Annotated in this window: 15 protein-coding genes; 9 read left to right on the plus strand and 6 right to left on the minus strand. The window is 66.9% G+C overall.

What is annotated here, in order from left to right:
• Positions 1-68: 68 nt before the first annotated feature.
• Entirely contained in the window at positions 69-923 is an 855-nt protein-coding gene (locus ABEA50_RS26980) for an aldo/keto reductase (RefSeq protein ID WP_345498962.1), read from the plus strand.
• Positions 924-927: 4 nt separating this feature from the next.
• On the opposite strand, the gene ABEA50_RS26985 is transcribed toward ABEA50_RS26980, so the two are convergent.
• Entirely contained in the window at positions 928-2,049 is a 1,122-nt protein-coding gene (locus ABEA50_RS26985; protein WP_345498963.1) for an NAD(P)-binding domain-containing protein, read from the minus strand.
• 92 nt (positions 2,050-2,141) lie between these two features.
• Between ABEA50_RS26985 and ABEA50_RS26990 the strand changes: the two genes are divergently transcribed.
• The 5 genes from ABEA50_RS26990 (at position 2,142) to ABEA50_RS27010 (ending at position 6,974) form a co-directional block, all read left to right on the plus strand.
• Positions 2,142-2,867, plus strand: coding sequence for an enoyl-CoA hydratase (locus ABEA50_RS26990; protein WP_345498964.1), 726 nt, complete (start codon positions 2,142-2,144; stop codon positions 2,865-2,867).
• Positions 2,867-4,009, plus strand: coding sequence for an MBL fold metallo-hydrolase (locus ABEA50_RS26995; protein ID WP_345498965.1), 1,143 nt, complete (start codon positions 2,867-2,869; stop codon positions 4,007-4,009). The genes ABEA50_RS26990 and ABEA50_RS26995 overlap by 1 nt, the downstream gene beginning before the upstream one ends.
• 30 nt (positions 4,010-4,039) lie before the next feature.
• A complete protein-coding gene (locus ABEA50_RS27000; protein WP_345498967.1) occupies positions 4,040-4,276 on the plus strand; it encodes an antitoxin in 237 nt (78 codons plus the stop codon).
• Positions 4,277-4,367: 91 nt separating this feature from the next.
• Positions 4,368-6,731 (plus strand): ATP-dependent DNA ligase, encoded by a 2,364-nt coding sequence (locus ABEA50_RS27005; protein ID WP_345498969.1) that lies wholly within the window; start codon positions 4,368-4,370, stop codon positions 6,729-6,731.
• A gap of 63 nt (positions 6,732-6,794) precedes the next feature.
• Positions 6,795-6,974, plus strand: coding sequence for an antitoxin (locus tag ABEA50_RS27010; protein WP_345498971.1), 180 nt, complete (start codon positions 6,795-6,797; stop codon positions 6,972-6,974).
• Between the two features lie 87 nt (positions 6,975-7,061).
• Here the strand turns inward: ABEA50_RS27010 and ABEA50_RS27015 are convergent, their stop codons facing one another.
• The 3 genes from ABEA50_RS27015 to ABEA50_RS27025 form a co-directional block, all read right to left on the minus strand.
• Positions 7,062-7,742: an ammonium transporter gene (locus ABEA50_RS27015; protein ID WP_345498973.1), complete on the minus strand. Its 681-nt coding sequence runs from the start codon at positions 7,740-7,742 to the stop codon at positions 7,062-7,064.
• A gap of 461 nt (positions 7,743-8,203) precedes the next feature.
• The gene (locus ABEA50_RS27020) at positions 8,204-8,941 is read right to left on the minus strand and encodes an energy-coupling factor transporter transmembrane component T family protein (protein WP_345498974.1); all 738 of its coding nucleotides are present in this window, start codon (positions 8,939-8,941) and stop codon (positions 8,204-8,206) included.
• Entirely contained in the window at positions 8,938-11,088 is a 2,151-nt protein-coding gene (locus ABEA50_RS27025; protein ID WP_345499197.1) for an ATP-binding cassette domain-containing protein, read from the minus strand. Before ABEA50_RS27025 ends, ABEA50_RS27020 begins: the two co-directional genes overlap by 4 nt.
• A 148-nt stretch (positions 11,089-11,236) precedes the next feature.
• On the opposite strand from ABEA50_RS27025, the gene ABEA50_RS27030 reads away from it, so the two are divergent.
• A complete protein-coding gene (locus ABEA50_RS27030; protein ID WP_345498976.1) occupies positions 11,237-12,295 on the plus strand; it encodes an AraC family transcriptional regulator in 1,059 nt (352 codons plus the stop codon).
• Positions 12,296-12,298: 3 nt separating this feature from the next.
• Here the strand turns inward: ABEA50_RS27030 and ABEA50_RS27035 are convergent, their stop codons facing one another.
• Positions 12,299-13,078 (minus strand): metallophosphoesterase, encoded by a 780-nt coding sequence (locus ABEA50_RS27035; RefSeq protein ID WP_345498978.1) that lies wholly within the window; start codon positions 13,076-13,078, stop codon positions 12,299-12,301.
• A gap of 171 nt (positions 13,079-13,249) precedes the next feature.
• Positions 13,250-13,687, minus strand: coding sequence for a MarR family winged helix-turn-helix transcriptional regulator (locus ABEA50_RS27040; RefSeq protein WP_345498980.1), 438 nt, complete (start codon positions 13,685-13,687; stop codon positions 13,250-13,252).
• Between the two features lie 52 nt (positions 13,688-13,739).
• Here ABEA50_RS27040 and ABEA50_RS27045 point away from each other — a divergent pair, with 52 nt between their 5' ends.
• Together ABEA50_RS27045 and ABEA50_RS27050 are read left to right on the plus strand one after the other, a co-directional pair.
• Positions 13,740-14,351, plus strand: coding sequence for a TIGR03086 family metal-binding protein (locus tag ABEA50_RS27045; protein WP_345498982.1), 612 nt, complete (start codon positions 13,740-13,742; stop codon positions 14,349-14,351).
• 124 nt (positions 14,352-14,475) lie between these two features.
• Entirely contained in the window at positions 14,476-15,918 is a 1,443-nt protein-coding gene (locus ABEA50_RS27050) for an alpha/beta hydrolase (protein ID WP_345498985.1), read from the plus strand.
• Positions 15,919-15,989 lie beyond the last annotated feature (71 nt).

Raw genomic sequence — 15,989 nt, forward strand, 5'->3', positions numbered from 1 at the left:
GGGGTTCGACAGCCAACACACCGGTCACACTCGTTGACGACGCGCCGTCGCCCTCTTACCGTCGGAATGTGACCTTCAAAAGCGAGACCAGTGCCGTTCCCCCGATCGTGCTGAACGACGGGAACGTGATCCCGCAACTCGGCTTCGGCGTGTTCCAGGTGCCCGACGAGGAGACCTCCGCCGCGGTGACCTCCGCGCTAGCGGCGGGCTACCGCAGCATCGACACCGCTGCCTTGTACGGCAACGAGGAAGGCACCGGCCGGGCGATCCGGGAATTCGGGCTGCCGCGCGAGGAAGTCTTCGTCACCACCAAGCTGTGGAACTCCGAGCAGGGCTACGACTCGACACTGCGCGCCTTCGACGAGAGTCTGCGGAAGTTGGGGTTGGACTACCTCGACCTGTATCTCATCCACTGGCCGGTGGCGAAGGCCGACCGCTACATCGACACCTTCCGCGCCTTCCAGGCACTCAAGTCGCAGGGGCGGATCAAGTCGATCGGTGTCTCGAATTTCACTGTGCCGCACCTGGAGCGGCTGATCGCCGAGACCGGCGAGATCCCCGTGGTCAACCAGATCGAGTTGCACCCGAGGCTGGTGCAGCGCGAGTTGCGCGAGTTCCACGCGGCCAATGCCATTGCCACCGAGGCGTGGAGTCCGCTGGGTCAGGCCACCTTCCTCGATGACGCGACGATCGCCAGGGTGGCCGCCGAGGTCGGGCGCACGCCCGCGCAGGTGGTCATCCGTTGGCACCTCCAGCTGGGCAATGTCGTGATCCCGAAATCGGTGACGCCGAGCAGGATCGTGGAGAACTTCGATGTGTTCGGCTTCGAGCTCAGCACCGAACAGGTGGACGCGATCAGCGGATTGGACGCGGGCGAGCGGACCGGCCCCGACCCGGACACCTTCGCCGGCGGACTGGAGTAAGTGGTCAATGCGGCTGTAGGCCAAGATATTTCGTGAGTTCCGCGGCGGCGGCGCGACCGGCTCGGTTGGCTCCGATGGTGCTCGCCGATGGTCCGTACCCGATCAGGTGTACCCGAGGATCGCGCTGGACCTGGGTAGCCAGGCGACCGGTCATGGTGATGCCGCCGCCGGGGCCGCGCAGGCCGAGCGGCGCGAGGTGGTCGAGCGAACTGCGGAAGCCGGTCGCCCACACGATGGCGTCGGCGGGCTGAAAAGAGCCGTCGGCCCAGCGCACGCCGTCCGGTTCGATGTGGTCGAACATCGGTAGTCGGTGCAGCACCCCGCGGCGCTGGGCGGCGCGCAGGCGGTCGTCGAACGGCAGCCCGGTCACCGAGACCACCGAACCGGGCGGCAGCCCTCGGCGCACCCGGTCTTCGACTCGTGCCACCGCGGCGCGGCCGTCCTCCGGTGCGAACGGGGTGTCGCGAAACAGCGGCGGCGTCCTCGTTACCCATGTAGTGGAGGCGACCAGGGAAATCTCGTCGAGCAGCTGCACCGCCGAGATCCCGCCGCCGACCACCACCACGTGCGCCCCGGCGAATTCGTCAGCGGTGCGGTAGTCGCGGGTGTGTAGCTGGCGTCCGGTGAACGTCGCCGCGCCGCGATAATGCGGGATGAAGGGGCGCTCCCAGGTGCCGGTCGCGTTGATCAGTCCACGCACGCGCAGCGGGCCGTCGGCATCGGTTTCGGCGCTGAGCATTTCGGTGTGCGCCGCGGCGTCGGTCGTCGCGGTGTGTTCATCGCCACGGTCGCACACCACGGTCACCGACACCGGCCGTCGCACTCGCAGATCGAATCGTTTCTCGTACAGCTCGTAGTAGCGCGGCACCGCGGTGGCCGCTGGCGCCGACTCCGAGCCCGCGGGCAGCACCTCGGCGAACTCCATGCCTGGCAGGTCGTGCACGCGGTTGACGGTGGTCAGCGTCAGCGAGGGCCAGCGGTACTGCCACGCGCCGCCCGGCCCGTCGGCGTGATCGACGATCAGGAAATCCCGCTCGGGCACCAGCCCGAGGCGGCGCAGATGATAACCGGCCGACAGCCCTGCCTGACCAGCACCGATCACCAGGATCTCGAAGTCTGTCGGCACAGCGCACGATTGTATTGCCCTCAGGGAAAGCCGTCGTGACCTGTGGCAAAGTGAAAGGTAATCAGTCAGGTCGTCGGAGTTGGGGAGGTCGCATGCTCGGAGTCAGCCGTGATGGTGATGTGGTCACCATCGAATTACAGCGGGAACAGCGCCGCAACGCGCTCGATCTGGAGCTGGTAACGCGGCTGCGCGAGGCGGTGCTCACCGCGGTGGCCGACCAGGCGCGCGTGATCGTGTTGACCGGCCGTGGCCCGATCTTCTGCGCGGGGGCCGACCTGTCGGGGGTGTACGGCGACGAGTTCATCACCGAATTGCTCGGAATGCTGCGCACGATCGAATCGGTGCCGGTCCCGGTGATCTCGGCGATCAACGGCGGCGCGATCGGTGCGGGTGTGCAGGTGGCGCTGGCCTCGGACCTGCGGGTGATGTCGCCGGATTCGTTCTTCGCGATTCCGGCCGCCAAGCTCGGCATTTCGGTGGATCGTTGGACGATGCGCAAGCTTTCGACACTGGTCGGCGGTGGTCCTGCCCGCACGGTCCTGCTCGGCGCCGACACGGTGTCGGCGCAGGACGCCTACACCTTCGGTTTCGCCAATCGGCTCGGTGACCTCGCGGACGCGCAGGCGTGGGCCAAGCAGATCGCCACGCTCGCGCCGCTGTCGCTGCGCCACATGAAACTCGTCCTCAACGATGACGGCGTCGACCAGGAGAACACGGAGCAGAATGCGGCACTGGCCGCGGCGTGGGCGAGCGAAGACGCCGCCGAGGCACGCAGGGCTCGGCAGGAGAAGCGCGCGGCGAAGTTCGTGGGGCGATGATGAGTCTTCGACGGGTCGTTGGCGCGGTGGTCGGTGGGCTCGGCCTGGGCTGGGTGGTGCGTGCCGCGTGGGGGATTCCCTCGGCGATGGGCGCGTCGATCTCGGCGATTCGGCCGTACGCGGCGGGTTCGCGCAGTTATCGAGGTCAGCGGTTCCACAACACCGAGCCGAGTAGTCCGGTCGCCGCGGGGGCCGGTGGATCGTTGCTGCTCTCGGCGGTGACCAAACGCGATATCGGTCGTCCGCGTCGTGCGGTGCCGTTGGCCGTCCCGCACCTGCCCGAGGAGGCGGCCGAGCTCGCGGTCACCTGGTTCGGGCATGCCACCGCGTTGGTGGAGGTCGACGGTTACCGGGTGCTCGCCGACCCGGTGTGGAGCGAGCGGGTTTCCCCCTCGGCGTTGGTGGGTCCGGCGCGGATGCATCCGGTGCCCGCGCCGCTGACTCGGCTGCCCGAGGTGGACGCGGTGGTCATCTCGCATGATCATTACGACCACCTGGACAAGGAGACCGTGCGCGAGCTCGTGCAGCGGCAGAAGGCTCCGTTCCTGGTGCCGATCGGGATCGGCGCGCACCTGCGGCACTGGGGTGTTCCCGAGTACCGGATCGTTGAATTGGATTGGGGCGCTTCGGTTTCGCTGTCCGAACTCGGACTGGCTCGGGCCGGTGGCGACCTGACGCTCACCTGTACGGAGGCGCGGCATTTCTCCGGTCGCGGCCTGGTTCGCAACACCACCCTGTGGGCGTCGTGGTCGATCGTCGGCGCCACCAAGCGGGTGTACTTCGGGGGAGACACCGGATACACGCAGGCCTTCGCGCAGGCGGGTGCGGCGCTGGGCCCCTTCGATCTGACCTTGCTCCCGATCGGTGCCTACGACGAACGCTGGGTCGATGTGCACATGAATCCCGAGGAAGCGGTGCGTGCGCATGCTGACCTGTGCCAGGGCAACGCGGGGTACGGTTTGTTGGTTCCCATCCATTGGGCGACGTTCAATCTGGCTTTTCACAGTTGGTCGGAACCGGTGCATCGGATGATCGCGGCGGCGAAAGCGGCGGGTACCGCGATCGCGGTACCGATGCCGGGCCAAAGGGTCGACCCGATCGGCTTCCCACCGAGTGATTCATGGTGGGAAGATGTTGAGTGAACATCCATGAATTCGACGAAGGAGCGAGCGATGAGTCTTGTGGACAGCTTGAAGGGCCTGGTCGGTAAGGGCAGGGAAGCCGCGTCGAAAAACTCCGACAAAATCAACGATGCGGTCGACAAGGCCGGAAACTTCATCGATGAGAAAACTCAGGGGAAATACACCGACAAGATCGAAAAGGGTAAGGACGCCGCACGCAAGGCCGTCCCACCGAACGAGCAGGGCGGCGGCCAGCCGGGCACCCCGGAACCCGGCCCTCGACCCTGACATCGCGATGACGTCAGCGTGGCGGGGCCCGCACGGGCCGGTCCCCGCCACGGGGTGTGTGCGCTGAGCATGGCGCCGTGCGGACGGCGCCATGACGTCGCGCCGGCAGGATTTCGGTGGTGTCGAGATCGAGCTGAGCAATCTCGACAAGGTGCTGTACCCGGAAACCGGCACCACCAAAGGCGAGGTAGTCGCCTATTATTCGGCAATTTCGGCCGCGCTGCTCCCGCATATCGCCGGGCGTCCGGTGACGAGGAAGCGTTGGCCGAATGGGGTGGATGCCCCCGCATTCTTCGAAAAGAATCTGGCCGCGCACGCACCGGCCTGGTTGACGCGCCACACCGTGGATCATTCTTCGCGTAAAGCCACCTATCCGGTGCTCGATTCCGAGGCGGGTCTTGTCTGGATCGGGCAACAGGCTTCGTTGGAAATTCATGTGCCGCAGTGGCGTTTCGACGGTGCTGCGATCGGTGCGGCGACCCGATTGGTTTTCGATCTCGATCCGGGCCCCGGCGCCGGTCTCGCCGAATGCGCGACGGTGGCGCTCGCGGTGCGCGAGATGGTGGCGGGCATCGGATTACGCGCTTTCCCGGTGACCAGCGGCAGTAAGGGCATGCACCTTTATGTCCCGCTGACGCAGCGCTTGAGCCCCGGTGGCGCGTCGACGGTCGCCAAGCAGGTGGCGACGAATCTCGAACGCCTGCACCCGGATCTGGTCACCGCCACTATGGCGAAGTCGGCCCGCGACGGCAAGATCTTCCTGGACTGGAGCCAGAACAATCCGTCCAAGACCACCATCGCCCCGTATTCGTTGCGCGGACGCGCACAACCCTCGGTGGCGGCACCGCGCGACTGGTCCGAGATCGAGGACCGGGATTCGTTGCGGCAGTTGCTCTTCGATGAGGTGATCGCCAGATTCGAAGCCGAGGGTGATCTACTCGCCGAGCTCGATCCCGCACTGCCCGGGGTCGGCGGTGGCGGGCAACCCGATCCGCTGACGAAGTATCGATCGATGCGCGACGGCACGCGCACCCCCGAACCGGTTCCGAGCGGTCGGCCCGTTCCCGGCGCGAACAACCGATACGTCGTGCAGGAACACCATGCGCGACGACTGCATTGGGACGTGCGGCTCGAACGCGACGGTGTGCTGGTGTGTTGGGCGGTGCCGAAGGGTCCGCCGGAATCGACGCGCCAGAATCGGCTCGCCGTACACACCGAGGATCATCCGCTGGAGTATCTGGATTTCCACGGCGAGATCCCGAAGGGGCAGTACGGCGGCGGCCGGATGACGATCTGGGATTCCGGCACCTACGAGGCCGAGAAGTGGCGCGATGACGAGGTGATCGTCGTTTTCCACGGCGAGCGGCTCACCGGTCGGTACGCGCTGATCCGCACCGAGGGCGACCAGTGGCTGATGCACCTGATGCGGGCGCAACCCGCCAGTGCGCAGCCGCGAGACGGGCAGCCGCGAGACGGGCAGCCGCGAGACGGGCAGCCGCGAGACGGGCAGCCGCGAGACGGGCAGCCGCGAGACGAACAGGCGCGGCAGCTGGCTCGGTCAGCTGCCGCCCGGGGCACGAGCAAGTTCCCGAGGGCGATCGCGCCGATGCTGGCCACCGCGGGCGAGGTCGCTGAACTCGACGCGAAGCAGTGGGCGTTCGAAACGAAGTGGGACGGCTTCCGGTTGATCGTCGAGGTCCGCTCCGGTGCGGTGACCTTGCGCAGTCGGCTCGGGCACGTGGTCACTGAGCGCTATCCGGGTGTGCTCGCGGCCGCGCGTGCGCTGGCCGAGCACGATGTGGTGCTCGATGGCGAGGCCGTGGTGTTCGATGCGCACGAGGTCGCGGATTTCGCGTTGTTGCAGGCGGATCCGGCGCGCGCGGTGTTCGTGGCCTTCGACGTGTTGTATCTGGACGGCACGTCGTTGGTGCGTAAGAAGTACGCCGATCGGCGCATGGTGTTGGAGGCACTGGCCGCGAAGGTTCCTGGACTGCGGGTGCCGCCTCGGTTAGCGGGGTCGGGCGCGGACGCGCTCGAATACAGTCGGGAACGCCGATGGGAGGGTGTGGTCGCCAAGCGGAAGGACTCGGTGTATCTGCCTGGCAAGCGCGGACATTCGTGGCTGAAGCAACGCAACTGGCGCGATCAGCGAGTGGTGATCGGTGGGTGGCGGCGCAGCACGGCGCGGGAGTTCAAATCACTGCTGGTGGGCGTCGAATACGAGGACCGGCTGGTGTATGTGGGGCGGGTCGGCACCGGTTTCGGTGCGGAACGGATGCGCGAGCTGGCGGTCGAGTTGAACAAGTTGGTGCGCAAGACAAGCCCCTTCGACAATGAACTCACCGCCGACGAGCGCGCGGACGCGGTGTGGGTGACGCCGAAAATCGCCGGGACCGTTCGGTTTATGAGTTGGACCGAGACGGGCAGGCTGTGGCACCCGATCTGGTCGGCGTGACCGCGACGACCTGGGTAAAGTGAACCACTGGTTATCCCCATTGGTGTGAGCGAGGAGTGCTCGGTGGACTTCAAGAATCTGGCGAACAAGGCGATGGGCCTTGCGCAGAAGAACGCGGACAAGGTCGACACGGTCATCGACAAGGCGGGTGACGCCGTCGACAAGCAAACCGGCGGCAAGTACGCGAGTCAGGTGGACTCGGCGCAGGATGCGGCGAAGAAGGCCATCCGCAAAGATCGGTGATCCAGTGCCGAGCGGGACATGGCGGCGGCGAAGAGCTTGTGCGCGTTCATGTCCCGCTCGGGCAGTGGGCAGGGGGAATGGTTCAGGTCAGTTCTCGGGGCGGTCGGATTCCATCCACTTCGTGGTGCCCGGTGCCGCGGTGAGTGTGCTGAGCAGGTCGACGCCCGCGACGATCAGCGTGGGTCCGCCCGCGACGATCGTGCCGATGATCCCGCCGATGGTGGCGCCCGCGATCACGCTGGCGATAACGCCAGGCCCCGTGACGATACCCGTGAGGCCGACAAGCGCGCCGAGCGCGGTGCCGATGAAGCCCCCGATGGCGGTGGCGATGCCGAACTGCGTCATGAATGAGTCTTGCGCCTGGCGGTTCTCGTAGATCGAGGCGACTGGTTGCGCGGTCCGACGTGCCTTCGTCGTGTCCTTGACCGCGGTCAGTTCCAGCACTCGACCTTCGTCGCTGACCGTGTGCGGCAGCGGGTATTCCATGCCGTCCTGGCGGAAGGCCAGCGGCATGGTGATGAGGGTTTCCCCTGCTTCGTCTTTGACGCCGACCGAGTCGCCGCTCACCTCGAAGGTGCCGGAGGTGAGGGTGGTGATGATCTTGTCGCCCACCAGTTTTGCCTCGTAGCCGACGTTCGGCGCGGCGGGTGCTTGCTCGGCGTGCGCGACCGCGGGTTGCGCGTGCATGCCCGCGACGCCGACGACGAGGGCGGCGAGCAGGGGCGCGGCGGCGCCCGCCGTGATTCTGTGCAGAAGCTTGTCGATCATGTCGAACTTCCCATCCTCATCAGGGGTCCACGCCCGGAATGGGTTCGAGTACCGAAGGGTTCGAGCACTCGGGCGAAGCGACGCGAGCGAATGTCGCTTCCGTAGACCGGTAGAGACGAACAACGAGCGGAACGAACAGCTGAAGAACAAGAAATCACGCAGCAAATTGCAGGTTACTGTGCTGCGGCCCAGGGCTTTCGGAGTGGAAACCGTCGGTCATTCGAGAGTTCGAGTGACTCGTGCCCAGGGTATGAGTGATGGTACTCACCTTTTGGCACAGTCGAATTCGGGGGTCTATTCATCGCTCACCATGTAATTCAGAGTATGCGTGCGGCGTACAGCAATCGTTACCGAGCCGAACGAAAACCGCTGAAAATGGTTATCGGAAGCGGTATTCGAGAATGGCTGATCGAAACACGTATCGAGGACGCCGCGCTGAATCCGCTCGGCGAACCGCCGGATCAGACCACGTTGTGCAATACGACGCAGCCGATAATCCCGACGGCCAGGCTGGCCACCGCGATCACGTCGCGCTTTCCCGGCGTCGCTGGTGTCGCGGTGAGCTCACCGGTGCCACCGCGCGCGGTGATCGCCTCGCCGAGTTCGGCTGCCCTGCGGGTCGATACGGCCATCGCGGCGGTGAGTAGATCGATCAGCGAGCTGTCGGTCGCACGGCGCAGCAGGTCGCTCTTGGGGCGAAGTCGGCGTGCGGCGCGCAGGATGCGGATCTCGTCCAGCAACAAGGGCAACCCGCGCAGGGTGAGCGCGACAACGACCGCCCATTCGTCCACGGGGATACGGAGTTTGCGCAGCGGTGCACCGAGTTTGGCCAGGGCAGGCGCGATTTCGCTCATCGGCGTCGTCCATGCGACGAGCAACGAGGCCGCGACCAGCAGCATGCTGAACAGCAATACCTGCGCGAACCGCACCAGGGCGGCGAGTCCGACCGGTGCGGTGGTCAATGCTCCGATGGCCACCAATCCCCAGAACCACCACGGCAGTCTCGGGACGGTGCCGATCGGGATCTTGGCGATCGCACCGATGACGATCAACCCGACGACGGTGACGCCGAGCACCGGCCAGGACGGAAGGAACATCAGCAGCAGGCTGATCATCAGCACGCCGATCAGCTTGGTACCCGCCCACAGCCGGTGTACTGGGCTGGACACCGGAACCTGTCGGAACAACACCGTGCTCATCGGTGGCCTCCTCGCTCCGGTCGACCGTGGTCGAGCTGCCAACCGGGCACCGCTCGGCTCGGTCGTGGGTCGGGCCGCGGTTCGGAGTCCTGCGCCGTGGGCTGTCGCGGGATCGATGAACTGGAAATGTCCTGCGGCTCGTGCAACGACTCCGCCGCCAGCAGGTGGCCCGAGCGCAGATGCACCGTCCGGTCGCAGATGGCCGCCATGTCCTCCACATCGTGGGAGATGATGATCAGCGTCTGCCCGGAGTCGCGCAGCCGGGCCAGCAGTTCCACGATGTCGGCGCGGCCCTCGGGGTCGAGTCCGGCCAGGGGCTCGTCCAGTACAACGACCTGGGGATGGCTGGCCACGATGGCGGCGAGCACCACCCGCTTGGCCTGGCCGCCGCTGAGTTCCTCGATCGACCGCGCGGCGATCGCACGATCGAGACCGACGGCGTCCAGTGCCTTGCCCACCGCGCCGGAGCCGGTGGCGCGTCCGCCCCAGTCGGTGATCTCGGCGCTGACCGTGTGCTTCTGGAGTTGCAGCCGAGAGTGCTGAAACGCCAACTCGACTCGGCCGATCTGCTTGGTGATCGACTTGCCCGCGAGCTCGCAGCGCCCGACACTCGGCGCGATGAGTCCCGCCATGATCCAGGCCAGCGTCGACTTGCCCGAGCCGTTCCCGCCCACCACCAGCAGTGCTTCGCCGCGGCGCACCGTGAGGTCCACCGAGTGCAATGCCGGTGCCTCCCACGGGGTTCCACGGTTGTAGGTGTGACGGACGCCGTGCAATTCCAGCAGCGGGCTGCCGATCGGTGTGCGGCGAGCCTCGCGCATCGGCTTCGGCCATGCGGGTAGGTGGTCCACCGTGTGGCCCTGCTGGAGGTGCACGACACGCTCGGCCGCCGCGGCGTCGCTCTCGTGATGAGTGACCAAAACCACGGCCATCCCGTGTCGCTTCGGTAGTTGTGCGAGCAGCGCCACCAGTTCGCCGCGACCGCGCGGATCGATCATCGAGGTGGCTTCGTCGGCGATGAGCAGCGCGGGGCGCCTTGCCAGTGCGGCGGCGACCGCGAGCCGCTGCTGCTGGCCGCCGGAGAGACCGGCGGTTTCCTTACCGCCCATGCCAGCGAGGCCGACCTCGGTGAGTAGGGCCTCTACGTCGACGGACGCCGCCAGTTCGGTGGGCAGGCCCCACACCACATCGTCGGCGACCAGCACGCCGAGGGTCTGGCTTTCCGGCCGCTGCAGCACCAGCGCGGTGCCGCCGAGATGGCCGAGGCCCGCCGAACCCGGTCGTTCGACGCTGCCCTCGGTGGGTGGCAGACCGGCGAGCAGTCGGGTGAGCGTGGACTTGCCGGAGCCGTTGTGACCGACAACGGCGACGAATTCACCGGAGTCGATGGTGAGGTCGATGGCGTGCAGCGCGCTGTGTGCCGCGCCCGCGTAGCGGTAGCCCGCGCCGCGCAGGGTGACCGGAAGTGGTGCGATCGGACGATCATCCGGTGGTGCGTCGAGGCGGTCGCGGGTCGGCAACCAGGCGAGTCGGTCGAGGACCGAGCCGAGGACATACCAGGAGAACAGGCCGGTCACGATCATGCCCGCGGCCACGCCACCGCCGATCCACAACCACCACCAGTGCAGCACGGTCTCGGTGATGTCGGCGACCGCTCGGCCCAGCGGCGCCAGCTGTGGCTGGCGTTCGGCCAGGTTCTGGATGCCTTTGCTCGCGTTGCGCAGGTTGTCGAAGATCAGGTTGCGTGAGGCGCTGAGTATCAGCAGTGCGCCGACCGAGAGCGCGGCCCAGACCAGTCCCGCCAGGGTGGAGAGCCCGAGCACCGACAGCAGCCCACGGTGTCGGCGCTTCACCGATCCGATGATGCCGCCGACGGTGGCAGAGGCGAGCAGGCCGCTGGCGGGCAGTAGTCCGGCCGCGACGAAGGTGACCAGTCCCGCGGCGACGCACGCCGCGATCATGGCGCGCACGCGATAACGGTGCGCGATCATGCCGAGTGGAACGGCGGCGACGAGGTTGAGTCCCGCCGCCAGCGGCACCACCGAGCCGATGGTGACCAGGCCGACGGTCGCACCACCGAGTACCGCACCGACGGCCAGCTCGATCGGACGCAGCGGTCCGCGCTCGAGCGGTTGCGCTCTGCTCATCGGAGTTGGTGCGTGCACGGAACAAGTCTGCCAGGTCGGCGGTTCTGGGATATTCGCATGCTTATGCGCGCATGGATAAATGCTGGATTTATTCAGCCGATCTGTTCATTCGGGGGTGAATATCGAGATATCCGGCCATAATGACTCGGTGCAACGGGTGCAGGATCCGGGAATTCGTGATTGGAACTTCCCACGCGGAGTCGCGAGCGTGGCATTGATGGTCGACTACGCGGGTGAGCTCGGTGTCTCGGTCGGGCAGATGCTCAGCGGTTCGGGTCTGACCGAACGGCGCATGCACGACCCCGATGTGCAGATCGACGCGCACGCCGAGCTCACGGTCATCCGCAATCTTGTGCACGCGTTGCCGGACCGGTCGACGCTCGGCACCGAGGTGGGACGCCGCTACCGGATCACCACCTTCGGTATTTTCGGTTTCGCCTGCGTGAGTAGCCCCAACCTGGGGGAGGCCGTCGATTTCGCGCTGCGCTATCTCGACCTGAGTTTCGCCTTCTGCCTGCCGGTTGCCGAATGGCGTGCGGAGGAGTTCATCGGACGGGTGCACGACGAATCCGTGCCCGCCGACGTGCGTCAGTTCCTCGTGCAGCGCGACGTCACCGCGATGGTCCAGGTGATGACCGATCTGCTCGGTCGTCAGCTCCCGCTCACCAGGGTCGAATTCCGTTTTCCCACACCGGATCGCCTCGACATCGTCACCGAGGCGCTCGGGGTGGTGCCGGAATACGACAGGCCCTACAACCTTTTCGCGGTCGATCAGTCCCTGCTGGGTCAGCCGTTGCCGCAGGCGAACGAACACACCTGGGCGATGTGCCTCGCGCAGTGTCGTGACCTGGTGCAACGGCGTCGTGCGCGCACCGGAATCGCGTCCGAGGTGCGCGCGCGGCTGCTGCCGCGTGGTGGGGTCGACGGTTTCGCCGGGCCGCTCGGGATCGACGCGGTAGCCAGCGATCTGAATATCAGCACCAGGACCTTGCGGCGTCAGCTCGATGCGGCGGGCACCAGTTATCGCGCGCTGCTGGACGAGGTGCGTTTCGCGCTGGCGGAGGAAATGCTCACCACCACACCGCTTTCGGTGAGCGATGTGGCCATTCGGCTCGGCTACGCGGAGGCCTCGACCTTCATCTACGCCTTCAAGCGCTGGACGGGGGAGACGCCCGCCGCCTACCGCCGCAAGCGGGCGCCGCGGTAGCGCTCATTCGGGTTTGACGCTGACCCGTCCTGTCATCGGGACGGTGCGAAAGTGCGTGGTGAACCGGGAATCCGGATCGATCAGGTGCAGGGCGACGGCGGGGTCCGGTGCGTAATCCATGACCTGGTCGGGCAATTCGAGCTCCCAGGTGCCGCCGAGTACCGAGGACGTGCTCGGCGCCACGATCAGTGGCCGTCCCGCGAAGGTCGTTGCCGCCGAGGTGTGCGCGTGTCCCGCGACCACGCCGATGATGCGTTCGTCGGCCGCGATCACCTCGGCCAGCCGTTGCGGTTCATCGAGGGAGATCTCGTCGATCACCGGGCTGTGCAGGACTACTGGCGGGTGATGCAGTGCCAACAGGATCGGCTTATCCGGGGGTGCTTCGGCGAGTACGGTGCGTAGCCACGCGTAGGTGTCCTCGGTGAGGCGCCCGCCTGGCTCGCCCGGCACGCTCGAATCCAGCAGCGCCACGGTCAATTCGCCGACGCGGTGGGCGTGATCGACCGGCGCGGTCGAGGCTGGCTCGCCGAGCAAGTGCGTGCGAAAAGCGGTGCGGTCATCGTGGTTACCGGGAATCGAGTACACCGGAATGTCGGACCGCACCGCGCGCCTGGCGATCTCGTACTCCTGCGTCCAGCCATGATCGGTGATGTCACCGGTCAACAGGATCGCGTCGGGGCGTGGCCGCAGCGCGGACAGAAAGGCCATGACCTCTTCGACGCGTCGAGTATTGCGTGCGCCGGAATCGACATGCGTATCACTGACCTGAGCCACCAGAATCATCGCCGACCGCTTTCTGTGTTGTCGCCCGGCGCGGGCGCCGTGGGTTCGCGTGCCCCGTGGACAGTCAATGCTAGGACGTCGGGATTGTCGACGGTGCGGGCGGTGCGGTCGGAGAATTTCGCGTGCCGGTCACGCTCGCTTCTCCAGAGGTGCGCTCGCCGGTCGCGGTGGTCAGCCCTGCTGCGCGGTGCTGGTCGACAGCGTATGCAGCGCGCGCAGGAAGGCGCGACGGTCGGATTGGGGCAGTGTGGCGAGTATCCGCTCCTCCTGCTGCTGGATATCGCGTTGGGTGCGCTCGCGGCGGGTGCGCCCCTCCTGGGTGATCGAGACCAGGTTGACCCTGCGGTCCGCGGGGTCGGGTTCGCGTCGGATCAGCCCTTGGCGTTGGAGTTCGTCCAGTACCGCGATCAGGCGGGTCTTGTCGGCGCCGATGGCCTTGGCCAGTGCGGACTGGGTGTAAACGGGTTCGTCGCCGAGGCCGAGTAGTGCCGAGTATCCCCACATCGTCAGGCCGTGCTGTTCGAGCACGGGCAGTTCCATGGCGACCAGTGCCCGGCCGAGCGGTCCGATCATCGCGGCGAGGTCGGGGCGGCGGGGTGGTTCCGGCATGGCTTCGAAGATACTGCTTGGCAGATCGTAAGCATGAGCCTACGATAAGTGGATGCATACTAATGAAGAGCGGCATCGGCTGCGCACCCTGCACGCACGCTCGGTCCGGCTGAGCACCGATATCGTCGCGCGCGTCACACCTGATCAGCTGGACAACGAAACACCCTGCGCCGCTTGGCACCTCCGCGAACTGCTCGCACACATGAGCACGGAGAACAGCGGGTTCGCCGCGGCGGCGCGCGGTGCGGGCGAGGCCGAAGGGCTGTGGACCGCCCGCGAATACGCCGATCCGGTGGCCGCCTACCAGAGCGCTTCCGCCGAGGTGGTGGCTGCCTTCGCGGACGAGAACGTCTTCGATCGGCCGGTCCGATTGCCCGAGATCGCACCGGGTTTCGATATCCCCGCCGAGAGCGCGATCGGGTTCCACCTGGTGGACAGCGTGGTGCACGCCTGGGATGTGGCCAGCGCGATCGGCGTCACCGTGCCGGTTGATCACGAACTCGCCGCCGAAGCCCTGCGCATCGCGCGCGCCGTCCCCGACGACGAAGGCCGCCTGCTCGACGGTGCCGCCTTCGCTCCCGCGCTGGCCGCCGCCGACGACCAGCCCGTGCTGGACCAGATCCTGCGGCTCCTCGGTCGGTCGCCGACCTGGCCACAGGGGTGAGCCTCGGTGTGTGGCAACGCTAATGCGCGGTCTTGACACGCCGTCGAAGCAGTACTCCGGGATGAGTCCCGGATCGTCCGCGCGGGTGATGTCCTGAGCGATTGTCGGCGGTGACGATCGGTGTATGTCGTTGCGTCGTAGTGTCCTGCTCGTGGTCGCGGCCTTCGTGCTCGGTTCGGGGACGGTGGTCGCCTGCGCGTCGTCCCCACCCGCAGGGTCGACCATCGCATGGACACCGTGTCAGGAGAATGCCGAATTCGACTGCGCGGCAATCCCGGTGCCGGTGGACTGGTCCGATCCGGACTCGGCCACGGTCGACATCGCCGTGGTGCGCGATCGTGCCGATGAACCGGCGCGGAAGCTGGGCACGCTGGTTTCCCTGCCCGGCGGTCCAGGGAAGTCGGGGGTGGACGAGATCATCGCGGGTGGGAAGTTCTCCTCGGCGATCCTGGCGCGGTTCGATGTGATCAGCCTCGATCCACGCGGAGTCGGCCGAAGCCATCCCGTGCGCTGCGACGCCGACTTGGCGGCGCACCGGCCCAACCTGGTACCGGATCTCGGCGGTCGGATCGAGGAGGTGCACGCGTACGCGCGTGAACTCGCCGACAGCTGTCGCCGCTACACGGGGCCGCTGCTCGAACACGTCGACGCCACGAGCGTGGCGCGCGACGTCGACGCGCTGCGTTCGGCATTGGGTGAACAGCGGATCAGTGTCTACAGCCGGTCCTACGGGACGATGTCCGCGCAGGCCTATGCCGAGCTGTTTCCCGAGCGACTGCGGGCCATGGTGTTGGACAGCGTGGACGATCACATCGTGAGCGGCAGGGAAATGCTCGCGAGCGCAGCCCGCGCCGGTGCCGACACCTTCGGGGAATTCGTCGCCTGGTGCGGACGTGAGCAACAGTGCGTCCTGCACGGCGTCGATATCGAAGCCGCCTTCGAGGATCTCTACTCGCGCGCAGGACGAGGGGTGCTGCGCGACCCGGCTTCGGGTACCGTGCTGGGGCCGCTGGACCTGAGCACCGCCGTCACCCAGCGGCTCGATACGCCCGAATGGTCACGGTTGGCAACGGATCTGCGCAGCTTGATCGACCAGCCGTCGGTCGACCTACCGCCCGCCGCCGCGCCGCCCGCACCCGCACCCGCCGCCGTCGCGACGCCGTGGGTCATCGCATGTTCGGATTGGAAATTCGAGGTCGCCGACCAGGCGCAGTGGTCGCGGTTGTGGCAGGAGCAGAACGCGGCCGCCGGAGCACTGCACGCGCACTTCGCGTGGGCGGCGGGCAGTGTCTGCTCCGGATGGCCGACCGCGCACAAGAACCCACCGCACCCGCCCCGCGGCGACGAGGGCCCGGCGATCGTGATCATGAACTCGCGCCATGACCCCGCGACCCCGCACGAATGGGCGCGCAATGTCACCGCGAACACGCCTAACGCCGTACTGCTCACCTACGACGGGTGGGGGCACGGAGTCTACGGACGCACTCCGTGCACCACCGGCACCGCCGACCGATACCTGATCGACCTGACGATCCCGCCAGCCGAAACCCATTGCCCGGCAGGGTAGCGACGTGCTCGGCGAAATCCGCTGACCGGGCCGAACTCCGCAATCGTGCCGTTGTCTGCGTGACGTACGCG

This window comes from Nocardia callitridis (assembly GCF_039543305.1).
GTDB lineage: Bacteria > Actinomycetota > Actinomycetes > Mycobacteriales > Mycobacteriaceae > Nocardia > Nocardia callitridis.